The following is a 22,033-nucleotide window of genomic DNA, read 5'->3' as shown; positions in this document are numbered from 1 at the left end:
GTCAGCTGGCGGCGCGGACGGCGGCGGCAACCTCGTCGACGACCGCGTTCAACAGGGTTTCGTCCTCGCATTCCGCCATCACGCGGATCAGCGGCTCCGTGCCGGAGGCGCGGATCAGCAGGCGGCCCGTTCCCTGCAGCCGGGCCTCGGCGGCGGCGATCGACGCCTGAACGGTGGCGTCGTCCAGCGGCCTGCTTTCGGCGGCGTAACGGACATTCTCCAACCGCTGCGGCACCGGCTCGAAGGAATGCATGAGCGCCGAGGCCGGGGCGCCGGTCCGCATCATTTCTGCCAGGAACTGCAACCCGGCAATCAGCCCGTCGCCGGTGGTGCCGTAGTCGGTCATGACGATATGGCCTGACTGCTCGCCGCCCAGGTTGAAGCCGCCCTTGCGCATCGCCTCGACCACGTGGCGGTCACCGACGGCGGTGCGATGCAGGTCGATCCCGCGGGACGCCAGGAACCTCTCCAACCCCAGGTTTGACATGACCGTAGCCACCAGAGCCGGACCTTTCAGCAGCCCCTCATCGGCCCAACGTGCTGCAAACAGGGCCATCAGCTGGTCGCCGTCGGCCACGCGCCCCGCCTCGTCCAGGATCATCACGCGGTCCGCGTCGCCGTCCAGCGCAATACCCACATCGGCCCCATGGGCCACGACCGCCGCCGCACAGGTGTCGGTATGGGTCGAGCCGCATTTGTCGTTGATATTCCGTCCGTTCGGGGTGACCCCGATGGGAATGACGGTCGCGCCCAACTCGGCCAGAACGTCCGGGGCCGCGCGATATGCCGCCCCGTTCGCGCAGTCGATGACGACGCGCAGACCTTCCAGCGACATGCCCGCCGGAATCGTGGTCTTGGCATATTCGACGTAGCGGCCGCGTCCGTCGTCGATCCGTTTGGCGCGGCCGATGTTTGGCGCGTCTGCCAGGCGCACGCCGACGGCGACCATGCGTTCGATTTCAGCCTCGGCGTCGTCGGACAGCTTGAAGCCGTCGGGCCCGAAGAACTTGATCCCATTGTCATCCGCGGGGTTGTGACTGGCCGAAATCATGACGCCCAGATCGGCGCGCATGGACCGGGCCAGCAGGCCCACGGCGGGGGTCGGCACAGGGCCCAGCAGCAGGACGTTCATCCCGGTCGAGGCCAGCCCGGCCGTCAAGGCGTACTCGATCATGTAACTGGACTGGCGGGTGTCCTTGCCGATCACGACACGATGCGCCATGCCCGTCCGTTCGCGCCGAAAATAGCGCCCCGCCGCAGCCCCCAGTTTCAGGGCCATCTCGGCAGTCATGTTGCCCTGATTGGCGCGCCCGCGCACGCCGTCGGTCCCGAACAAGCCCATCACATCCCTCGCGTTACGCGGCGACGGCCCGCCAGAGCATCAGGCCCTGCGCCACCTCGGCCACATCGTGCACCCGGTGTATTTGAATGCCTTGGGCGACGGCGGCAAGGGTCACGGCCAGGGTTCCCGGCATGCGGCGGTCGGCCTGTTGCTCTTGCCCCAGGGTCCCGATGAACCGTTTTCGCGACGCCCCGAGCAGAACCGGCACGCCCAGGTCATGGAAGGCACCGATCCGGCGCAGCAAGGCAAGGTTGTGATCCAGCGTCTTGCCAAAGCCGATGCCGGGGTCGACCATCAGACGGTCGCGCGGAATGCCCGCCGCCTCGGCCGCCGCGATCCGATCCGCCAGCGCGTCGAGCACGTCGAACAGCACATCGCCGTATTGCGGGTCATCTTGCATCGTCTCGGGCACGCCCTTCGCGTGCATCAGGCACAGCGGGACGCCCAGGTCGGCAACCGTGGACAGCATCGCGTCGTCGTAGGTGCCTGCCGAGACGTCGTTGACCATGGCGGCCCCCGCAGAGACGGCGCGCGCGGCGACCGCGGCCTTGCGGGTATCGACCGACAGGACGGCATCGGGCAGGCTGCCGATGACGGGCAGAATGCGGGCCATCTCGTCCTGGGCGGAAACCGGCACTGCGCCTGGTCGCGTGCTTTCGCCGCCAATATCAAGGATGTCGGCGCGCTGCATGGCTTCGACCTGGGCGCGGGCGGCTCCGGGCGTGTCGAACCGTCCGCCGTCGGAAAAACTGTCTGGCGTCACATTGAGGATGCCCATCAGGCGCGGCACATCCCAGGTCAGACCGGCAATCGCGGCGCGGGCCGCGCTGAGGCGGGTCAGGGTCACCGGGTCGAGCGTATCCGCAGGCACCACCTGGGGCGCGCGTCCCCGTTCCAGAACCTCCACATGGGTGAACCGAAGCCACCCTCCGGCGAGGAGACGGGCGCAGGCCGGGGCGTCGGGGGCGGGCAGGGGGCGGTGCCAGACGGTCATACGGCGTCCAGTTCGGATACCGCGCGCAGGCCCTCGGGTCCGTCGATCCCCACCAGGGTCAGTTCGAGGGCATCGAACTCCTCCGCCAACCATTGGACCAGGGTGACGGCATCGGCACCGTCGGGCCCGTCTGTCGCGTCCAGAACCATGCGCGACGGGGCCCAGACCGACAGGTTGCCCTGCCGCAGGGCCCAGTCCAGCTCTGTCCGGCTGTTGACGACGACGCAGCGCGTGTCGCGTGCGGCCAATTGCCAGGCAGCCTGTTCCAGCGCCAGCAGATCGACGCGCCGCTGTGCCATCGGGTGCCCCGCTTCGGGTGGCGTAAAGTCGGCGGAGACGGTCAGGATCACCGGTGCCGTCCCGCTGATCACCCGGTCGATCATCGCGGTCAGACCGGGGTGTCGCAGCACGCCGGGCCCAAGATGCACGACGCGCGGGCGCGGCGGCGCGTCCGCGGGGGCCGAAACCGCCGGGGTCAGCGTCCGGGACCGGACGATTTCCACGCCCAGCACATGCGGCCCACGGTCCAGCTTTTCGATCCGCACAAAGACCCGCGCGGCCTGATCATGCTGCAACACGCGGGCGGCAATCCGTTCCGCCAGGGTTTCCAGAAGGTTGACGCGCTCCGCCTCCAGCTCCGCCGAGATGGCGTCGATCAGGGTGTCGTAGCTGAGGATGCCGTCCACGTCGTCGCCCACCACGGCATCGGTGTCGGTAACGACCTCGCAGACAATGTCAAAGCGGATGCGCTGTGTGGTGCCACGCTCCAACTGAAAGGCACCGATGTCCACCTCGCGGATGTGATCGCGCAGGGCGATGCGGTCGCGGGGGTGCGCCCCGGCACCGGCACGCGCACGGTCCAGCGGGGCGGAAAAGGCCACGGCCAGCGCGTCCTCGTCGTTGATTTCTGCGGCCATCGTACGTCCCGGTTTGTCTTGCGACCGGGAAACCACGTGCGGCCCGAAAGGAAAACCCCCCGGGCGCGTCGTTCTGGCATTGGCCAGGGGGGCAAAGGCCCCGTCTGGCGCGGATCGGAAACCCCGGGGGGGCCTCGTCTGTCCGTCAGGCGCCTGGAATCTGTTTGTAAAAGATGTGCCGGCCGACCTTGGCGGTCTGTGGATAGACCTTGGCCCAGTAGGGGTTCACATAGTCGGCATGGTAGTGCGTGGCCGCGGCTGTCAACGCGCGGGGGGCACCGTCGATCAGAAGCCGCGCGATCTTGCCTGCCGTATCCCAGGCGGCGCGGTTGTTCACCGCCTCAGGCAGGCCATCGCAGGTATAGCTGAACTGACAGGCATGCAGCCGGCCCGTGCCCTGGTTCACGACACCGCAGATGCTGGACGGATAATTGCCCGCATCGACCCGGTTCAAGATGACCTCGGCCACGGCGACCTGACCGGCGATCGGCTCGCCCCGGGCTTCGAAATAGATCGCCTCGGCCAGGCAGGCCCATTGTGCATCGCCCGTGACACGCGGCATGGCGTCGATCTGGCGCTGGGTGATCGGACCGGCGGCGGGGCGGGCCGGTGCCCGGTCAAACAGGCCACGCGCCTTGCGGTCGAACAGACCCCCGCGGGCACCATCCTCGGGCGCGACAGAGGCCACTTGTTGAAACTGGCGGAGCGCAATGCCCCCCGCAGCGGTGCCATTCAGACCAGGTTGCGCCACGGCCGCAGAGCCAAGCGCGATGAGACCGGCGGCCAATGCCACCGTGCAGATACCTTTGAGCATGAAAACCGTCCCCACGATTACGCAACGTCTGCCTAGCGGGTTGGCCTTTAGAAACCATGAAGGCCGGCTAGACGTTGACGCAGTTCGCCCGAACGGAAGCGAGGATCAACCGACCGGGGCAAACGCGGTTCCCCCCGGTCCGGGCGAAACCGGCATTTGTGCCGAAACCCGCCGGACTTGACGGCGGGATCGGCACTATCTCGCCGTTTTGTTGGCGAGGATGGTACTTTGTGCCGCAGCAAGCTTGGCAACGGGAACCCTGAATGGCGAGCAGCTGACGTAGTCGAACCCCGCCAAACGGCAGAAAGAGATCGATTCGGGGCTGCCTCCGTGTTCTCCGCACAAGGCCAGCGTCACGTCCGGGCGTTGTGCCCGACCGCGCGCGGCACCCAGCAGCAGCAGTTCCCCGACGCCGTCGACATCCAGCGTCTGGAACGGATCTTCGGGGTAGACGCCCTCGTTCACATAGGCCGACATGAACCGCCCCGCGTCATCGCGCGACAGACCGTAGGTCATCTGCGTCAGGTCGTTCGTGCCGAAGCTGAGGAACGCCGCCGTCTCGCTGATTTCGCCGGCGCGCAGGGCGGCGCGCGGTGTCTCCACCATGACGCCCAGGCGATAGGTGAACTCCGTCCCCGTCTCGGCGCGCACGGCGCTGGCAACCGCATCGATGCGGCGCTTGACCAGTTCGACCTCGCGCCGGGCGGTAACCAGCGGGATCATGATCTCGGGGGCGACCATGGCCCCGTTCCTCAACGCCGCAACCGTCGCCTCGAAAATGGCGCGGGCCTGCATTTCATAGATTTCGGGCACCGCGATGCCCAGCCGCACGCCCCGCATCCCCAACATGGGATTGTATTCCTGAAGCGATGTGACCCGCGCCTTTACCTCGGACAGCGGCCGGTTCAGCGCGTCTGCCAGCGCCCGGATGCCATCCCCTTCGGAGGGCAGGAATTCATGCAGGGGCGGATCGAGCAGGCGGATGCAGACCGGCAGGCCCGACATGATCGAAAACAGCTCGGTAAAGTCGTCGCGCTGCATCGGCAGCAGACGTTCCAACGCGGCGGCCCGGTCTTCGGGGCTTTCGGCAAAGATCATCTCGCGCATGACGGTCAGGCGACCGCCTTCAAAGAACATATGTTCCGTCCGGCAAAGCCCGATGCCGTCGACGCCAAAGCTGCGCGCCAGGGTGGCGTCTGCGACGGTGTCCGCATTGGCCCGCACGCCGATGTCGCGAATGTCGTCCGACCAGGCCATGAAATCGCGGAAGGCCCCGTCGATTGCCGGCTCCTGCGTGGGCACAGCCCCGTCCAGCACCTCTCCGGAGGAGCCGTCGATCGTGATCTCGGTGCCTTCGGGCAGGACCCGACCCGACGGCAGCGTCAAGGTTTTCTGCCGATGACTGATCTTGAGGCCGGTGGCCCCGGTCACGCAAGGCAGGCCCAACCCGCGCGCGATGACGGCAGCGTGGCTGGTCGCCCCGCCGCGTTCAGTCAGGACCGCATCGGCGGCATGCATGCCGCGCACGTCGTCGGGCGAGGTTTCGCGCCGCACCAGAATGCAGGCTTCGTCCCGCGACAAGGCGGCCTGGGCCGCGGCGCTGTCAAAAACGATCCGGCCGGTCGCAGCCCCCGGCGAGGCGGCGACGCCGCGCGCCAGAACGGTCCGCGCCGCGCCCTCGTCGATCTGCCGATGCAAAAGCCGGCTGAGCGTGGCGGGGGCCACGCGCAACAACGCTTCGGACCGCGGAATGATCCCGTCGCGGGCAAGCGCGGCGGCAATGGCAACGGACGCGCGGGATTCGCGCGGGCAGCGCACCGCGTCCAGGATCGCAAGCCGCCCCTGGTCGATGGTGAACTCGACCTGCATTTCCTCGCGCAGACGTTTGCGGCAGGCGGCCCCGACCTCCAGCAGTTCCTGATAGACCTCGGGCAGTTGGTCCTGCAGCGACGGCCCCCGGTCGTCATGGGTCAGGTATAGCGCCTTATCACGGTTGCGCAGGGCGTCGCGGCCCATGGCCTGGCCCAAGTAGCGCCCGGTGACCTGCGGCTCTCCGGTGCCGGGATTGACGAATTGCACGACCCCCGCGCCCGATTGTCCCGGCCCCATTCCCTGTGCCATGCGTTGCACGACCAGACCCAGACCGGCGTCGACCGGGGCCCCCTGGGCCTGTCGCAACAGGCGGGCGGACGTGCCTTCCCAGGCGTGGGCCATGGACCGCAGCACGGCGGCCAGTTGCACGGCGATGTCTTGCGGAAAGGGCTCGTCCATCTCCGCTTCGTAGGTGTCGCGGGCTTCGGCGGGGGTGGTGGCATCCATCAGGGGCTGTTCGTCCAGGCGCATGACCTCGATCGCGAAGCTGCGGATGAACCGCAGATACAGCCGATCCGCCGCCTCGTGTCCCAGCGTGTTCGACAGCCACCCGTGAGAGACGTCGTTCATTCCGATGTTCAGCACCGCGCCCGGCCCGCCCCAGTCGGCGGCCTCGGACGACGAACGCACCGACAAAAGCAACGGCTGGTCGTCGAAAAGCGCGATCAAGGTGACCAGGTCCGGCATCTGCCCCGCCGCGATCTCTCGCACGGTGGCAAAGGGCAATGCGACGGTGTGCGGCACCGGCAGATCCATGCGGATCAGACGTTGCAGACATTTGGCGCGGCTGCCGTGCCGTCCAGGCCGGATATCGGCGGTCGGCGTGATTTCCGTGAAGCGGGGTGTGTCGAGCATCTCAGGCTCCTTTGCACCTGCAGCGTATCACTACGCCGCAGCGCGGCAAGGACGTCGTGAAGATGTTACATAGCCGCTCCGCATTTCTTAAGTGTTATTGCGGGAAAATCTGGGGCCGATCCCTGCTGTTGCGGAAATGCAAAGGGGGACCGCCCCCTAAGGGGGCGTTTTCGGGGCCGGTTCAGCCGTCGATTCGCGTCAGATCAGCGATCTTTGCGGCCATGCGCGTGATCTCCGACAACAGGTTCAGGCGATTGCGCCGCACGATTTCGTTGTCGGCATTGACCTGCACCGCTTCGAAAAAGGCGTCGATCGGGCCACGCAGCGCGGCCAGTGCGGCCATGGCCGACGGGTAGTCCTCGGCGGTCAGCGCCGCGTCGATCCGGGGCCGCGCGGTGGCCATCGCGTCGAACAGCGCGCGTTCGGCGTCCGTCTCGGCCAGCTTCGGGTCGGCGCCATAGCTGTACTCCACGCCGTCCTTCGCCTCGGCCTGCGCCAGGATATTGGCGGCGCGCTTGGTGCCCTGTACCAGGTTGGTTCCGTCCTCGGTCGCCAGCACGTCGTTCAACGCGCGCGCCCGTGCCACCAGATCGGCGAGATCGTCGGTCCGCTCCCCGGTCAGGCAGGCGTCGATGACATCGTGGCGAATGCCCTCGTCGCGCAGGTGCACCTTGAGGCGGTCGTGCGTGAACGCCAGCAGGTCCGCAATTTCGGCCTCGGCATTGGCCGCTGCAATCACCGGCTTCAGAGACAGGGTCAGCGCGTTGTTCAAGATCAACCGGATCACGCCCAGGTCGGCCCGGCGCAGCGCGTAGGGGTCCTTGGATCCCGTAGGCTTCTCGTCAATCGCCCAGAACCCCGCCAGGGTATCCAGCTTGTCGGCCAGCGCCACGGCCACGGACACGGGCGCGGTCGGCACGTCGTCGGACGGGCCTAGCGGCGAATAATGTTCCTGCGCGGCCTGTGCCACGGCGGGGTCTTCGCCCGCGGCTTGGGCATAGTAGCGGCCCATCAGGCCCTGCAATTCAGGGAACTCGTAGACCATTTCGGACGACAGATCGGCCTTGGCCAGCCGTGCCGCGCGTTCGGCCAGATCGGGGGCGGCCCCCACGGCGGGCGCGATTTCGCGGGCCAGCGCAGCAATCCGGTCGATGCGTGCGCGCTGCGACCCCAGCTTGGCGTGGAAGGTGACGTTCGACAGCGCGTCCAGCCACGGCTCCATCCCTGCCTTGGCCACGCGCAGGTCGTTTTCCCAAAAGAACTTCGCATCCGCCAACCGCGCAGACAGCACCTTGTTGTTGCCTGCCAGAATGGTCGCCCCGTCGTCTGCCGTTTCGCGGTTGGCGACGGTGACGAACCGGGTGATGCGCCCGGTCTTGTCGCGGACGGAAAAGAACTTCTGATGCTCCTTCATGGAGGTTTGCAGAACCTCGGGCGGCAGCTCCAGAAAGTCCACGCCGATCTCGCCCATCAGGACGACGGGCCATTCGACCAGTCCCGCCACCTCGGCCAGCAGGCCCTTGTCCTCGACCACGTCCAACCCGGCGGCAAAGGCCTGGTTGGTGGCGTCGTGCCAGATCGCGTCGGCCCGTTCCTCGGACGACAGGATCACGTGGGCGCGCTTCAGCTTGGCCTCGTAGTCATCGAAGGAGGTGACGCGGAACGGGGCAGGGGCCATGAACCGGTGCCCCTCGGTCGTGTCGCCCGCCACGATGCCATCAACGGTCAGCGGCACGACTTCGGACCCGTCTTCGCGCGTCAGGATGCACAGGATCGACCGCAGGGGGCGCACCCAACGCAGGGATCCGGCCCCCCAGCGCATCGACTTGGGCCAGGGGAAATTGCGGATCGTCGTCTCCAGCACCTCGGCCACGATCTCGGCGGCGGGGCGGCCGGGGTTCGTGATGCGGGCGATAAACACGCGGCCTTTCTTGTCGTCTTCTTCGTCCAGCTGTTCGCGCGTCAGACCGGTGGACCGCAGAAAGCCTGCCAGCGCCTTATCTGGCGCATCCACGCGGGGCCCGCGCCGGGCCTCGGTTGTGGTCGGGCTTTCGTCTGTCAGGCCCTGCACCGACAGGGCCAGGCGGCGCGGTGTGCAATGGGCGACCGCGCCCGCATAGGTCAGGCCCGCCTCGACCAGGCCATCGGTCACCAGCTTTTGCAGGTCGGCGGCGGCGCGGCGCTGCATCCGCGCGGGAATTTCCTCGGAAAAGAGTTCGATCAGCAGGTCGGCCATATCAGAGGGATCCCTCGGTCAGCGGGGTGTAGGTCGCGCGGTCGGGGCAGGCCTCTCCGACGGGGGTGCCGTCGTAGGACTTGCGGCCGCATTCGTTCAATTCGTGCCAGGCCCAGCCGCGTCCATCCGCCGACAGGGCGACGATCCGGTCCACGCCAAAGGCCACGTTCTTCATCGCCACGAACCCCTGTGCGAGGCCGTCGTCCAGCAGGCCCGCGACCTGTTTCGCGTCGAAACAGTCGAACCATCCAGGGGCCACGGTCGGTGCGGCCTGGGCGTGGGGATCGGCCAGATCGGGAACGGTCAAAAGGTCCAGATCGTGGGCAAAACAGGCACGGAATCCCAGGGGCGAAGACACCGACGCAATGGCGCGCACCTCAGAGGCGGGCAGGGTCGTCAGATCCCCGCCCGTGGAAAAGGTCAGCGACACGGGGCCCGCCACCTCGGAATAATAGGCGCGGGTCTGGGTGTACCAGATGCCGACACCACCCAGCAGGGCAGCAAGCAGCATGGCGATGACAACGGCCTTTCCCAAGGTGTCCTCCGGGGTGTTATGTCCGGGCGCGGCCTACACCGGCGGGCGCGCACGGGCAAGCGGGGCGCGCGCGATGTCGCGGGTGACGGGGTCGCGGGGCGGGTTGGACCGGGCGACAAGGCGGCGACTTGGCCTGCTTCCGGGCCTCTGGCCGGCAGTCGCAGGTCCCAAGCCATCCGCGCCAAAGGATGCGCCGCTGCTCGGCGGGCGCGGTTGCAGGCGGGTTGGTCGAACGGTCCGGCCCCGCCTCAGGCGGCGCCCGGTGTCCAGCCACCGGCCCCGGTCTGCAAAAAGGCGTCGGCGCACATCTTGGCCAAGGCCCGCACACGGCCAATGTAGCTTTGACGTTCCGTGACAGAGATCACGCCGCGCGCGTCCAGCAGGTTGAACATGTGGCTGGCCTTGATGCACTGGTCATAGGCCGGGTGCACCATGACGATGCGCTTGCCGGTCTTGGGGTCCAGGGCATCCTTCGACAGGATCTCGGCGCAATGCGCCTCCGCCTCCTCGAACTGCCGCAGCAGGACCGCGGTGTCCGCAGTGTCGAAGTTCCAGCGCGCGTATTCTTCTTCGGTCTGCTTGAAGATGTCGCCGTAGGTCAGCGCGATCGGCGTTTGCGGATCGTTGAACGGCATGTCCATGACGTGATCGACGCCCAGGATGTACATCGCCAGCCGCTCCAACCCATAGGTCAGCTCGCCGGACACCGGGTGGCAATCGTGACCGCCGACCTGCTGGAAATAGGTGAACTGGCTGACTTCCATGCCGTCGCACCAAACCTCCCAGCCCAGGCCCCAGGCCCCCAGGGTCGGGCTTTCCCAGTCGTCCTCGACAAAGCGGATGTCGTGCAGATCCATGTCCACGCCGATCGCCTTTAGCGAGCCGAGATACAGGTCCTGCAGGTCGGGCGGCGAGGGTTTGATGATGACCTGATACTGATAGTAGTGCTGCAACCGGTTCGGGTTCTCGCCATAGCGCCCGTCCGTCGGACGGCGCGAAGGCTGCACGTAGGCGGCGGCCCAGGGCTTGTCGCCCAGCGATCGCAGGGTGGTGGCCGGGTGGAAGGTGCCGGCACCCACCTCCATGTCGTAGGGCTGCAGAATGGCGCAGCCCTGCGAGGCCCAGTAGGTCTGAAGCCTCAGGATGATTTCCTGAAAGGATCTGGGCGCGTCGGGTGCGGACATGCGGGCCTCCGGTCGGGTGGGTCGGCTGCGCGTCTAGACGGCGGCACGCGGCGGGTCAACGCGGGCCTTGCGGTGCCGCGCGGGCGGGCGCACCGCGACCCGTGCGCAACACATCGCACGCCAAGCGGGGCAGGGCGGCGGCTTGGGCGCTCAATCCCTTCCCCTTCGACGCGCGATTTGGAAGGAAGGCTGCTATATTTCTTTTGGATGGCCGAGGGTTCGAGGATGCGCGCATTTCTGTTGGCGGGGCTTATGCTGCTGATGACCATGGCCGGTGGTGTTCAGGCACAAGGCACCGGTGTCTACGTCCAGATCGAAGCGCATCCCAACCTGCGCGAGGCCGAGGCCCGCGCCCGCGCCTATGGCGGGCTGCTGCCGAACCTGAACGGATTCCGACTGGGCGGCGGCTGGTACGGCATCGCGCTGGGCCCCTATCCCGAGACCGAGGCCCGCGCCGTCCTGCGGCAGCTGCGCCGAGAGGGGCTGATCCCGCGCGACAGCTATGTCAGCGACGGCAACACCTACCGCGACCGGTTCTGGCCGGTGGGTGTCATCGACACGCCGACCCCGCCCGCAGTGGCCGAGGCCCCCAGGCCGGACGTGCCCGCCGCGCCGGTCGTCGTGGCCACGCCGGACCCCGCACCGGCACCGGTGCCCGAGCCGGAGGAAACCCGCCGCGAAGCGCAGCGGTCCGAAGCGCAGCTTTCGCGCGACGAAAAACGTGACCTGCAGCGGGCCCTGCAATGGTTCGGCTATTACACGGCGGCCATCGACGGATCTTATGGGCGCGGCACCCGCGCCTCCATGGCGGCCTGGCAGCAGGATGCCGGTGTCGAAGACGTCAGCGGCATTCTGACCACCCGGCAGCGGGCGCGCCTGATGGACGACTACCGCGCCGCGCAGGCCGCGCTCGGCTTGGAGCCGTTGGTTCAACAGCAGGCGGGCCTGTCGCTGACGGCGCCGCTCGGCCTGGTCAGGTTCGACCGGATCGAAGCCCCGTTTGTCCACTACGTTCAGAAAGACGGCAGCGGCATGCGTCTGTCGTTGATCAGCCAGCCGGGCGACCGCGCGGCGCTGGGCGGGCTGTACGAAATCCTGCAGACGCTGGACGTGGTGCCGACCCAAGGCGACCGGTCCAAGGCCCGTGACAGCTTTTCGATCCGGGGCGAGGCGCCGGGGCGCACGACCCAGGTGACCGCCCGGCTGGAAGATGGCCATATCTTTGGCTACCTGCTCAGCTGGCCCGATGCGCAGCAGGCGTCGGCCGTGCGCGCCCTGGCGGCGATGGACGAGACGATCCGCAAGATCGGTCCGCCGCTGGATCCCGATCAGGGCTTCGACCCCGCGACCCAAAGCTTCGACATGGTGTCCGGGTTGGAGGTGCGGCAACCGCTGCGTTCCGCTTCGGGGTTCTTTGTCGACGGGCAGGGGCGCGTGGCCACGGCGGCGGATACCGTGGCCGGGTGCGGACGGATCACGTTGGACCGACTGCACGACGCGGAGGTGGCGCTTTCGGCCGATGGCATCGCGATTCTGCGCCCCACGGGTCGCCTGGCCCCGGTCGAGGTCGCCATGCTGGCCCCCACCGAAGGCCGCCTTCGCGCCCCGGTCTCGGTCGGTGGGTATCCCTACGGTGGCGTCCTGGGGGCGGCGACGCTGACCTTCGGCACGCTGGAAGATGTGCGCGGGCTGGACGGGTCCGACGCGGTTCTGCGTCTGGCGCTGGCCGCGCAGGCAGGCGACGTTGGCGGTCCGGTTCTGGACAGTTCGGGGCGGGTTGCCGGCCTGTTGTTGCCGCCGCCGGGCGATGGGTCGCGGGCACTGCCGGGCGACGTGGCCATCGCGGCCAAGGCATCGACGTTGCAGGCGGTGCTGCAGTCGGCGGGCATTCGTGCATCTGTCGCACAGGACGGCGCGGCCATCGCACCTGAGGATCTGACGACGCGCGCCACCGGAATGACCGTTCTGGTCAGCTGCTGGGAGTGAGCGGTTTCGCCGCAAGCTACCTTGGCCGTCTTCGGGCGCGGGTGGGTGCAGAGCCGCTATTGAACATCGGGGCGCGTCTGTTGATCGAGGACGACGCCGGGCGGTTCCTGAATATCCGCCGTGCCGATGACGGCAAGTGGGGCCTGCTGTCCGGCGGGATGGAGCTGGGCGAGTCGCTGATGGACACCGCCCGCCGCGAAGCGCGGGAAGAGGCGAATGCCGATGTGCGCGACCTGACGCCCTTTGGCCTGTCCTCCGATCCGATCGTCGAGCGTCACGTCTATCCCAATGGCGACCAGGTGCAGGCCGTCTGCCTGTTGATCCACGCGCGCCTGAACCCCGGTCCCCTGCGGGCCAACGACGGCGAGGCCACCGCCTTCCGCTTCGTCACCGAGGCGGAGGTCGATCCGGGGACGTTCTGCAAACCGGAATACCCCACCTTTGCCCACTGGCGCGCATTTCGGGACACGGGCCAGTTTCAGGTCGTCTGACCCTCAGGACCGCCAGAACCGCGCGGTGAACAGCACGTAGACCACCATCAATTCCAGCCGCCCGATCAGCATCGCCGCAGATAGCAGCCATTTCGCCATGTCGTTGAGCGAGGAAAAGTTGCCAGCCGGTCCGATGATGTCGCCCAGGCCCGGCCCGATGTTGCCCACCGCCGTTGCGGCCCCAGACACCGCGGTCAGGAAATCCAGCCCCGTCATGGCCAGCGCCACCGCAAAGACGCCCAACGTCACGACGAACAGGACGAAAAAAGCCATGACCGACGACAGCACGTCGTCGCTGACGTTGCGCCCCATGTAGCGCGCGTTGAAAATCCCGTGTGGCGAATGGATGCGTCGGATCTGCGCGCGGGCGGCGGCAAACAGGATCTGATAGCGAAAGATCTTGACCGAGCAGGACGTCGATCCCGCGCAGCCCCCGATCAGCCCACAAAAGAAGAACAGCGTGATGATGAAGGCACCCCACTGCATGTAGTCGACGCTGGCATAGCCCGTGCCGGTCAGGATCGAGGCGATGTTGAACAGGGCTTCGCGCAGGGCGCGTTCGATCGGAAACTTGTCGACGACCATCAACGTCACGGCGGTCACCAGCACGAGTGCCGCGAAAACCCCCAGGAATGCGCGCACCTGGCTGTCGCGCAGCAAGGGCCGCCCGCTCCCCGCCAGAAGCTGCACATAGAGAACGAACGGCAAGGCCGCCGCCAGCATGAAGACGGTCGCGATGTATTCATGCGGGCCGCTGAACATCCCGAAACTGGCGTCGTAATTGGCGAAACCGCCGGTTGAGACGGTCGTCATCGCGTGGACGAGTGCATCGAACGACCCCATTCCCGCCGCGGAATAGGCCAGCGCGCAGGTCAGCGTGATCCCGACATAGACGGTGGAAATCCTTGACGAGATTTCTGCCGCGCGCGGCAACACCTTGCCCATGGTGTCGAAAGCCTCGGACCGGAAGATCTGCATCCCCCCGACCCGCAGCTCCGGCAGGAAGACCATGGCGACGACGATCACCCCGATACCGCCGAACCATTGCAGCAACCCCCGCCACAAAAGGATCCCGCGCGGCAGGTCGTCCAGCCCGGTCAGCACCGTTGATCCGGTTGTGGTCAGACCCGACATCGCCTCGAAGAAGGCATCGGTATAGCTGGCGTCGGTGGCCCCGAAGACAAAGGGCAGCGCCGCGAAGATCGGCATCGCCAGCCACACGCCCGTGGTCAAAAGGAACGTCTGCTGCAGGCTCAGTCGGGTGCGCACGGCGTTGGCGCAGGCCAGCGCCAGCGACATGCCCGCAAGGATCGTCAGCATCCCGGATTCGAAGAACGCCGGCCAATGGCCGTTGCCCGCCATCACGTCAGCCGCCAGCGGCAGCGCCATCGACGCCCCCAGGGCCACCAGCAACAGGCCGATCACATATCCAACGGGGCGCACGTCCAGCATCACACCGGTCTCCGGCGGGGGGCTTCGGGTGTCAATGGGCGGCGTGCGTTGGCGGCGCGTGTTTGCGCCCGATGCCTCAGCGGCGCCGCATCTGGCTGACGAACAGGCCGGTCGCGATCAGGGCCAGGGCCAGGTAAAACCGGCTCGGCAGGACCTCGCTCAGGACGGCGGTGCCGAATATCATGGCCCAGACCGGCACCTGATAGTTCACCAGCGTCATGAAGGACGGCCCCGCGCTGCGGATGACCGACACGCGCAGATAGGCCGCAAAGGCGGTCGGGACGAGACCCAGAAAGACGATGGCCAGCATAACGCCGGGCGCTGCTGCACCGGGCACGCCCTCGGTCAACAGCATCGTCGGGACAAGGATCACCGCCCCCACCAGCAACGTCAACGCGCCCAACCACATCCCGTCGATGGGCGGACAGCGCCGGGTCAGGATCGACCCCACCGCATAGCTGATGGACGCGGCCACGCAGGCAATCCGCCCCAGGGCCGCCAGGTCGCCGTCACCCGCCGCAAAGATCCCCGGACCCAACAGAACCAGCGCCCCGGTCAGTCCAAGCGCAAAGCCAGAGGACTTGCGCCAGGTCATCCGGTCGCCCGGCACAAAGACATGCGCCAGCGGCAAGACGAACAACGGCAGGACCGCCATGCTGAGCCCCGCAAAGGCCGAGGGCACATATTGCTGGCCCCAGGACAGCAGCACAAAGGGCAGGGCGGTGGTCAGCACGCCGAGGGTGACGACAAAGCCCGCCAACGCGGACGAGGGCGCGGGCAAGGGGCGTCGCAACACGCACACCAGGGACAAGAGCGCCAGCGCCCCCAAGGTCGTGCGCGCCGCCGCCACGGTGACGGGCCCGTAGCCGCGCAATGCGATGGCCACGACCATGAAGGTGCCGCCCCAGATCAACCCCAGTGCAATGACCGACACCCAGTTGGACAGGGTCGGAAGCGAGACGGGGGTATCTGTGGTCTGAGACATGCGGCCTGCTACCCCGGATGGGCGGTGTGCAACAGGGTCGGGGTTTCGGTACCGACCGAAGACTGGGCGCAAGCAACCGGGCGTGGAAATGCGACCACTGGGCGCTAGAAGGCGACGCGAATCGTGCAAATGCACTGCGACTGCCCCTCGCTTCTGCCAGTTTTCGCGGCGAACGCCTCAGGCTTTGGCATTTTGGTCTGTCCAATGCTGCGCCAAACCCGCGACTTATGCACAATAATTGTGCGTTTTTCTGCATGGCGCTGGAAAGGCTCTTCACATCTTTGGCACCTGCCGCGCCCCGGCGGCAGGGTCTGCTTCGTCAAACACGGGGACAGACATGACATTCAAGACAACTCTGCTTTGCACCGCTTTTGCTGCTGCTGCGATGCCGGCCTTTGCCCAGGATTGCCCGATCAAGGTCGGCGTTCTGCACTCGCTTTCGGGTACGATGGCGATTTCCGAGACGACGCTGAAAGACACCGTCGAGATGCTGGTCGACCAGCAGAACGCCGCCGGCGGCCTGCTGGGCTGCGAGCTGGAGGCCGTCGTGGTCGACCCGGCCTCCGACTGGCCGCTGTTCGCCGAAAAGGCGCGCGAGCTGCTGACCGTCGAAGAGGTCGATGTGATCTTCGGCTCCTGGACCTCAGTTTCGCGTAAATCGGCCCTGCCGGTTCTCGAGGAACTCAACGGCCTGATGTTCTACCCGGTCCAGTACGAGGGCGAAGAATCGTCCAAGAACGTCTTCTACACCGGCGCCGCTCCCAACCAGCAGGCGATCCCGGCGGTCGACTACTTCCTGGAAGAACTGGGCGTGGAACGTTTCGCCCTGTTGGGGACCGACTACGTCTACCCGCGCACCACGAACAACATCCTGGAGGCCTACCTGAAGTCGAAGGGCATCGCCGCCGAGGACATCTTCGTCAACTACACCCCCTTCGGTCACTCCGACTGGGCGACGATCGTCGGTGACGTCGTCGAAATGTCCGAGGACGGCCGCCAGGTCGGCGTCATCTCGACCATCAACGGCGACGCCAACATCGGCTTCTACAAGGAACTCGCCGCCGCCGAGATCAGCGCCGACGACATCCCCGTCGTGGCCTTCTCCGTCGGTGAGGAAGAGCTGTCGGGTCTGGATACCACCAACCTCGTCGGTCACCTGGCTGCCTGGAACTACTTCCAGTCCGCCGACACCGACATCAACGCCGAATTCGTCGCCGCCTGGAAAGAGCGGATGGGCGAAGAGCGTGTGACCAACGACCCGATGGAGGCCCACTATATCGGCTTCAACATGTGGGTGAACGCCGTCGAAGCCGCCGGCACCGCCGACGTCGACGCCGTGCGCGACGCCATGTACGGCCAGGAGTTCCCGAACCTGACCGGCGGCACCGCGGTCATGCTGCCGAACCACCACCTCGCCAAGCCGGTTCTGATCGGTGAGATCACCGAGGATGGCCAGTTCGACATCATCTCGCAGACCTCCGAAGTGCCGGGCGACGCCTGGACCGACCACCTGCCGGAATCGGCGGTCCTGACCTCGGATTGGCCGGGCCTCGGCTGTGGCATGTACAACACCGAGACCGAGAGCTGCGTGCAGATCCAGTCCAACTACTGATCCGCACCGCGCCGGCCCGCCTCTCCCCGGGCCGGCGCATCCCTCTTTCGCAGGGCGGCGTCAAACACCGCCCTGCACTTGTGCCCGGACATATCATGCGCCTTCTGATCGCTCTTGCATTCCTGCTGTTGCCGTTGCCTGCCCTGGCGCAGGACGGCCCGATGCAGACCTTGCTGCAAACCCATTCCGCGGACCTCGCCAAGCCGTCGCGCCGCACCATTCAGCCGGTGCTGGACGACCTCGCCGCCTCTGGCCTGCCGCAGATGACCGGCTTTCTGGAATCCTGGGCCGACAAGGGTGTGGTGCAGCGCGACGCCGATGGCCTGTTCTTTTATGGCACACGCGAAGGCGACGTCTACGCCCTGCGCTCTGTCGAAGACGGCAGCGAGGCGGGCGAGGTCGGTCGCCGCGACGCGACCGAACTGAAACCCAACGCAGGCGTGCGCAAGCTGATCGCCACGGCCCTGGTCCAGTTCCAGCTGAGCGACCCTGACCCGGATCGCCGCCGTGCCGCGCTCGACGCGCTGTCGCGCAATCCGACGCCCGATCTGCTGGCCCCGCTACGCGCCTCGATCGAAGGCGAGGAAAACCGCGCCATCCGCGCCCGCAAGGAGGCGCTGGATCGCCTGATTTCCATTCGTTTCGGCACCGATCCGGCCGTTCGGATTGCCGCCATCGACTGGATGGCGTCTCAGGTATCGCTGGAGGCGCGGGCCGCGCTGAACGCGGTTCTGACGACCCAAACCGTTGTGGGCGCGACCGACGCCGATGCCAACATCGCCCGCGCGCTCAAGGTCGGAACGGACCTGACCGAGGCGCAGGCGCTGGAGCTGCTGGCCGACGCAGGCATCGTCCCCGAGGACGTGACCCGCGCCGACCGCGACGCCGCGTTGATCGCCGCCATCGAAGGGGGCGCCGTCGCAGGCCAACCCGTCACCAGCCTGAACACCGAAGCCGCCCGCTGGTCCGCCTATGAGGTGCTTGTCGCCGCCGGAGCCGCCCCCGCACGTCCCCCTTTGGACGCGGTCGCGACCCTGTTGGACGCCAATCCCATCGTCGAGGTCTACGACGAACCCGACCCCGCCATCACCACCGCCGCCGCCGCCGCATTGGCCGAGGTGGAAAACCGCGTCGCCCGCGCGCAGGCCGCCGATCTGGGCCTCGATGCGCTCAGCCTCGCCTCGATCTACTTCCTCGCCGCAATTGGTCTCGCCATTACCTTCGGTGTGATGGGTGTGATCAACATGGCCCACGGCGAATTCATCATGATCGGGGCCTATACCGGCTATGTCGTGCAACAGATCGTGCCGGACTACACCATCTCGCTGATCATCGCGCTGCCGCTGGCCTTCGTGGTCGCCGCCGCCGCCGGCGTCGCGTTGGAACGTCTGGTGATCCGCCATCTGGCCCACCGCCCGTTGGAGACGTTGCTGGCGACCTTTGGTATTTCGGTCGCCCTGCAGCAGATCTTCAAGAACATCTTCGGCACACAGGCCGTGCCGCTGACCTCGCCCGACTGGCTGGCCGGGGCCTGGACCCTGAACGACGTGGTGGGGATCAGCTATATCCGCATCGCGATCTTCATTCTGGCCGCGATCTTCCTCGCCACGCTGGTCTACATCCTGCGCCGCACCCGCCTGGGGTTGGAGGTGCGCGCCGTGACCCAGAACCCGGGCATGGCCGCGTCGCTCGGCATCGACCCGGACCGCGTCGGCATGGTCACCTTCGCGCTGGGCTCCGGCATTGCCGGTGTCGCGGGCGTGGCCATCGGTCTGTACGCGCAGGTCACCAGCGAGATGGGCGCAGGCTACATCGTGCAAAGCTTCATGACCGTCGTGGTCGGTGGCGTCGGCTCCGTCTTCGGGACGCTGGCGGGTGCCGGGCTGATCGGTGGGCTGCAAAAGGGCATCGAATGGTTGAACCCCTCGAACACCCTGGCCGCGCAGACCTACATGATCCTGTTCATCATCCTCTTCATCCAGGTGCGCCCGCGCGGCATTGTCGCCCAGAAGGGGAGGTTCGCCCAATGACCGATGCCTCGCTGCAACCGGGATCGCGTCCGACCGGGATCACCCCCGGATCACCCGGGGATCACCCATCGGGGCGACGCCCCCTGATCGCCCGCCCCGACGTGCTGATCTTCCTCGCCGTGCTGGCTGTGGTCACCATCGCGGTGACGCTGATGGCCAGCGCGGGGCTGGTGTCCACCTCCTTCGTGAAGCTTCTGGGCAAGACGCTCTGCCTTTGTCTCGCCGCGCTCGCCATGGATCTGATCTGGGGCTACACGGGTATCCTGTCGCTGGGCCATTTCGCGTTCTTCGGGATTGGGGGATACTCCATCGGCATGTGGCTGATGTGGGACCGGACCGAGGCGATCGTCCTCGAAACCCTGTCCCGCGCGCCCCTGCCGCCAACCCCGTTGGAGGTCCAAGAGGCGATCGGCACCCAGATCTTCGGCGTCGTCGGATCCTCAGAGGTGCCCTGGCTCTGGACCTTCGCGGGCTCCTTGCCGCTGCAGCTGGCGTTCTGCGTGCTGGTTCCGGGTCTTGTCGCGCTGGTGTTCGGCTGGCTTGCCTTCCGCTCGCGGGTGGTCGGCGTCTACCTGTCGATCCTGACCCAGGCGGGCACGTTGGCCTTGTCGCTTTGGTTGTTCCAGAACGACAGCGGTCTGCGCGGCAACAACGGGTTGTCGGGTCTGCAGAACATCCCCGGCCTGACGGACATCCCGCAATCCACCTTGTCGATCTGGTTCCTCTGGGCTTCTGCCGTTGCCCTGGCTCTGGCCTATCTGGCGGCGAAATGGACCGTGTCTGGCCGCTTCGGATCGGTCCTGCGCGGCATTCGCGACGACGAGGCGCGGGTGCGGTTCCTCGGTTATGAGGTCGAACACTACAAGCTCGCGATTTTCACCGGAACTGCAATGGCTTGCGGGCTGGCAGGTGCGCTTTATTACCCGCAGGCGGGCATCGTGAACCCCGCTGAAATCGCGCCCATCGCCTCGATCTATCTGGCGGTCTGGGTCGCCATCGGGGGGCGCGGGCGGCTTTATGGTGCGGTGATCGGGGCCGCTGTCGTCTCGCTTGCCTCCAGCTGGTTTACCGGCGGCGGCGCCCCCGACATCGACCTCGGCTTCTACGAGATCAAGTGGACCGACTGGTGGCTGGTGCTGCTCGGCCTGTCCTTTGTGTTGGTCACACTGTTCGCGCCCAAGGGGCTGGGCGGTCTGGTTGACGTCTACACCGACCGTCGCGTCGCCAAGCGGCAGGGCGACTATGGCCCCGACGCCGGATCCAAACGCGCCCAGGAGGACGCATCATGAGCGCGCTTCTCGAAGTATCTGGCGTGTCGAAAACCTTCGATGGGTTCAAGGCCATCGACAATCTGTCCTTTTCCGTGGGCGAGCCCGAGCTGCGCGCCATCATCGGGCCGAACGGGGCGGGCAAGACCACCTTCATGGACCTGGTCACAGGCAAGACCCGGCCCGACAGCGGCGAGATCCTCTATGGTGAGCTGTCGCGCGACCTGACCCGGATGTCCGAGGCCCAGATCGCCCGCGCAGGCATCGGGCGCAAGTTCCAGAAACCCACCGTCTTTGAGGATCAGACCGTGGCTGAAAATCTGGCCATGGCGCTCAAGGCTCCGCGCAACCCTTTGACTGTGCTGATGAAACGTCCCGACACCCGCGCGCTTGCTGCCGAACAGGCGGCGCAAGTGGGGTTGATGGATGCCTTCGACACGCGCGCCGGGATTCTGTCCCACGGGCAAAAGCAATGGCTGGAAATCGGCATGTTGCTGGCTCAGGAGCCGCGCCTGTTGCTGGTCGACGAACCGGCGGCGGGCATGACCAGCGCGGAGCGGGAGCGGACGACGGAAATGCTGGTCGATGCCGCCCGGACCCGCGCCGTTGTCGTCATCGAACACGACATGGAATTCGTCCGTCGCCTCAACTGCCGCGTCACCGTTCTGCACGAAGGGCGGTCCCTGGCCGAAGGCTCGCTCGATTACGTCTGTGCCGATCCGCGTGTGATCGACGTCTACCTTGGCCGACCCGAAGAGGAGGCGGCCCATGCTTGAGGCGCGCAACGTCACCCTGGACTACGGCGGCAGCCGGATCCTGCACGGCATCGACCTGACCGCCGAACGCGGCAAGGTCACCTGCGTCATGGGGCTCAACGGCACCGGCAAGACCTCGCTGCTCAAGGCATTGGCCGGGCGTCACCCGATGGGCGGCACCGTCACCCTAGACGGCGCGCCACTGCCCGACGGGGCCAAGGCAAGGGCGCTTTCCGGCATTGCCTATGTCCCTCAGGGGAGAGAGGTTTTTGCCCAACTCACCGTGGCCGAAAACCTGGCCACCGCCTTCGCCTGCCTGCCCAAGGCCGAGCGGGCGGTGAAGGAAGAGATCTATGATCTGTTCCCCGTGCTGCGCGAAATGCAGGGCCGCCGGGGGGGCGACCTGTCGGGCGGGCAACAACAACAGCTGTCGATCGCTCGCGCCTTGGTCACCCAGCCCAAGGTTCTGCTGCTGGACGAGCCGACCGAGGGCATCCAGCCCAACATCATCGCCCAGATCGGCCGCGTCATCGCCGGGCTGCGCGAGAAAGGCGATATGGCCATCGTTCTTGTGGAACAGCGGTTCGATTTTGCCTGGGGATTGGCCGATCACATCGTCGCCCTGCGCCGGGGCACCGTTCTGCGGTCCGAGGCGCGGGCCGGGGCGCGGCGCGAGGATGTTCTGGCCGACGTCTCGGTCTGACG

At 66.9% G+C, this 22,033-nt stretch carries 17 protein-coding genes; 7 read left to right on the top strand and 10 right to left on the bottom strand.

Annotated features, from left to right (window positions below; all coding sequences use genetic code 11):
- Position 1 precedes the first annotated feature (1 nt).
- From glmM to K3551_RS15415, 8 genes are all read right to left on the bottom strand, one after another.
- On the bottom strand, positions 2 to 1,342 hold the full coding sequence (gene glmM / locus K3551_RS15450) for a phosphoglucosamine mutase (protein ID WP_259915331.1): 1,341 nt from the start codon (positions 1,340 to 1,342) through the stop codon (positions 2 to 4).
- Positions 1,343 to 1,355: 13 nt separating this feature from the next.
- Entirely contained in the window at positions 1,356 to 2,336 is a 981-nt protein-coding gene (gene folP, locus K3551_RS15445) for a dihydropteroate synthase (RefSeq protein WP_259915328.1), read from the bottom strand.
- A complete protein-coding gene (locus K3551_RS15440; protein WP_259915326.1) occupies positions 2,333 to 3,253 on the bottom strand; it encodes a dihydroneopterin aldolase in 921 nt (306 codons plus the stop codon). Before K3551_RS15440 ends, folP begins: the two co-directional genes overlap by 4 nt.
- A gap of 145 nt (positions 3,254 to 3,398) precedes the next feature.
- On the bottom strand, positions 3,399 to 4,067 hold the full coding sequence (locus K3551_RS15435; RefSeq protein ID WP_259915324.1) for a cell wall hydrolase: 669 nt from the start codon (positions 4,065 to 4,067) through the stop codon (positions 3,399 to 3,401).
- 195 nt (positions 4,068 to 4,262) lie between these two features.
- The gene (locus K3551_RS15430; protein WP_259915320.1) at positions 4,263 to 6,794 is read right to left on the bottom strand and encodes a pyruvate, phosphate dikinase; all 2,532 of its coding nucleotides are present in this window, start codon (positions 6,792 to 6,794) and stop codon (positions 4,263 to 4,265) included.
- A gap of 181 nt (positions 6,795 to 6,975) precedes the next feature.
- On the bottom strand, positions 6,976 to 9,030 hold the full coding sequence (gene glyS / locus K3551_RS15425) for a glycine--tRNA ligase subunit beta (RefSeq protein ID WP_259915317.1): 2,055 nt from the start codon (positions 9,028 to 9,030) through the stop codon (positions 6,976 to 6,978).
- Between the two features lies 1 nt (position 9,031).
- Positions 9,032 to 9,565: a DUF6446 family protein gene (locus K3551_RS15420; RefSeq protein ID WP_259915313.1), complete on the bottom strand. Its 534-nt coding sequence runs from the start codon at positions 9,563 to 9,565 to the stop codon at positions 9,032 to 9,034.
- Positions 9,566 to 9,813: 248 nt separating this feature from the next.
- Entirely contained in the window at positions 9,814 to 10,749 is a 936-nt protein-coding gene (locus K3551_RS15415; RefSeq protein ID WP_259915310.1) for a glycine--tRNA ligase subunit alpha, read from the bottom strand.
- A 225-nt stretch (positions 10,750 to 10,974) separates the two neighbouring features.
- Between K3551_RS15415 and K3551_RS15410 the strand changes: the two genes are divergently transcribed.
- Both K3551_RS15410 and K3551_RS15405 read left to right on the top strand, forming a co-directional pair.
- A complete protein-coding gene (locus tag K3551_RS15410) occupies positions 10,975 to 12,735 on the top strand; it encodes a serine protease (RefSeq protein ID WP_259915306.1) in 1,761 nt (586 codons plus the stop codon).
- Positions 12,732 to 13,226, top strand: coding sequence for an NUDIX domain-containing protein (locus tag K3551_RS15405; RefSeq protein WP_259915303.1), 495 nt, complete (start codon positions 12,732 to 12,734; stop codon positions 13,224 to 13,226). Before K3551_RS15410 ends, K3551_RS15405 begins: the two co-directional genes overlap by 4 nt.
- A gap of 3 nt (positions 13,227 to 13,229) precedes the next feature.
- Here K3551_RS15405 and K3551_RS15400 read toward each other — a convergent pair whose 3' ends face one another.
- Together K3551_RS15400 and K3551_RS15395 are read right to left on the bottom strand one after the other, a co-directional pair.
- Positions 13,230 to 14,678, bottom strand: a complete 1,449-nt coding sequence (locus K3551_RS15400; protein WP_259915301.1) for a TrkH family potassium uptake protein — start codon at positions 14,676 to 14,678, stop codon at positions 13,230 to 13,232.
- Positions 14,679 to 14,754: 76 nt separating this feature from the next.
- Positions 14,755 to 15,663 (bottom strand): DMT family transporter, encoded by a 909-nt coding sequence (locus tag K3551_RS15395; RefSeq protein ID WP_259915297.1) that lies wholly within the window; start codon positions 15,661 to 15,663, stop codon positions 14,755 to 14,757.
- A gap of 337 nt (positions 15,664 to 16,000) precedes the next feature.
- On the opposite strand from K3551_RS15395, the gene urtA reads away from it, so the two are divergent.
- The 5 genes from urtA (at position 16,001) to urtE (ending at position 22,031) form a co-directional block, all read left to right on the top strand.
- Positions 16,001 to 17,275: an urea ABC transporter substrate-binding protein gene (gene urtA / locus K3551_RS15390; protein WP_259915296.1), complete on the top strand. Its 1,275-nt coding sequence runs from the start codon at positions 16,001 to 16,003 to the stop codon at positions 17,273 to 17,275.
- A gap of 95 nt (positions 17,276 to 17,370) precedes the next feature.
- Complete coding sequence (urtB, locus tag K3551_RS15385) at positions 17,371 to 19,305, top strand: urea ABC transporter permease subunit UrtB (protein WP_259915293.1); 1,935 nt, start codon at positions 17,371 to 17,373, stop codon at positions 19,303 to 19,305.
- A complete protein-coding gene (gene urtC / locus K3551_RS15380; RefSeq protein WP_259915291.1) occupies positions 19,302 to 20,594 on the top strand; it encodes an urea ABC transporter permease subunit UrtC in 1,293 nt (430 codons plus the stop codon). Before urtB ends, urtC begins: the two co-directional genes overlap by 4 nt.
- Positions 20,591 to 21,349: an urea ABC transporter ATP-binding protein UrtD gene (urtD, locus tag K3551_RS15375; RefSeq protein WP_259915288.1), complete on the top strand. Its 759-nt coding sequence runs from the start codon at positions 20,591 to 20,593 to the stop codon at positions 21,347 to 21,349. Before urtC ends, urtD begins: the two co-directional genes overlap by 4 nt.
- Positions 21,342 to 22,031 (top strand): urea ABC transporter ATP-binding subunit UrtE, encoded by a 690-nt coding sequence (urtE, locus tag K3551_RS15370; protein ID WP_259915281.1) that lies wholly within the window; start codon positions 21,342 to 21,344, stop codon positions 22,029 to 22,031. Before urtD ends, urtE begins: the two co-directional genes overlap by 8 nt.
- Positions 22,032 to 22,033: the final 2 nt, after the last annotated feature.

The organism is Jannaschia sp. M317 (genome assembly GCF_025141175.1).
GTDB lineage: Bacteria > Pseudomonadota > Alphaproteobacteria > Rhodobacterales > Rhodobacteraceae > Jannaschia.
Note: the sequence above shows the minus strand (reverse complement) of the source record. Positions and strands in the feature narration are given on the sequence as shown.

What these genes read in the sequence shown, in the direction of transcription:
- glmM (WP_259915331.1), bottom strand. Translation starts at nt 1,342, where the DNA reads ATGGGCTTGTTCGGGACCGACGGCGTGCGCGGGCGCGCCAATCAGGGC.
- folP (WP_259915328.1), bottom strand. Translation starts at nt 2,336, where the DNA reads ATGACCGTCTGGCACCGCCCCCTGCCCGCCCCCGACGCCCCGGCCTGC.
- K3551_RS15440 (WP_259915326.1), bottom strand. Translation starts at nt 3,253, where the DNA reads ATGGCCGCAGAAATCAACGACGAGGACGCGCTGGCCGTGGCCTTTTCC.
- K3551_RS15435 (WP_259915324.1), bottom strand. Translation starts at nt 4,067, where the DNA reads ATGCTCAAAGGTATCTGCACGGTGGCATTGGCCGCCGGTCTCATCGCG.
- K3551_RS15430 (WP_259915320.1), bottom strand. Translation starts at nt 6,794, where the DNA reads ATGCTCGACACACCCCGCTTCACGGAAATCACGCCGACCGCCGATATC.
- glyS (WP_259915317.1), bottom strand. Translation starts at nt 9,030, where the DNA reads ATGGCCGACCTGCTGATCGAACTCTTTTCCGAGGAAATTCCCGCGCGG.
- K3551_RS15415 (WP_259915310.1), bottom strand. Translation starts at nt 10,749, where the DNA reads ATGTCCGCACCCGACGCGCCCAGATCCTTTCAGGAAATCATCCTGAGG.
- K3551_RS15410 (WP_259915306.1), top strand. Translation starts at nt 10,975, where the DNA reads ATGCGCGCATTTCTGTTGGCGGGGCTTATGCTGCTGATGACCATGGCC.
- K3551_RS15400 (WP_259915301.1), bottom strand. Translation starts at nt 14,678, where the DNA reads ATGCTGGACGTGCGCCCCGTTGGATATGTGATCGGCCTGTTGCTGGTG.
- K3551_RS15395 (WP_259915297.1), bottom strand. Translation starts at nt 15,663, where the DNA reads ATGTCTCAGACCACAGATACCCCCGTCTCGCTTCCGACCCTGTCCAAC.
- urtA (WP_259915296.1), top strand. Translation starts at nt 16,001, where the DNA reads ATGACATTCAAGACAACTCTGCTTTGCACCGCTTTTGCTGCTGCTGCG.
- urtB (WP_259915293.1), top strand. Translation starts at nt 17,371, where the DNA reads ATGCGCCTTCTGATCGCTCTTGCATTCCTGCTGTTGCCGTTGCCTGCC.
- urtC (WP_259915291.1), top strand. Translation starts at nt 19,302, where the DNA reads ATGACCGATGCCTCGCTGCAACCGGGATCGCGTCCGACCGGGATCACC.
- urtD (WP_259915288.1), top strand. Translation starts at nt 20,591, where the DNA reads ATGAGCGCGCTTCTCGAAGTATCTGGCGTGTCGAAAACCTTCGATGGG.
- urtE (WP_259915281.1), top strand. Translation starts at nt 21,342, where the DNA reads ATGCTTGAGGCGCGCAACGTCACCCTGGACTACGGCGGCAGCCGGATC.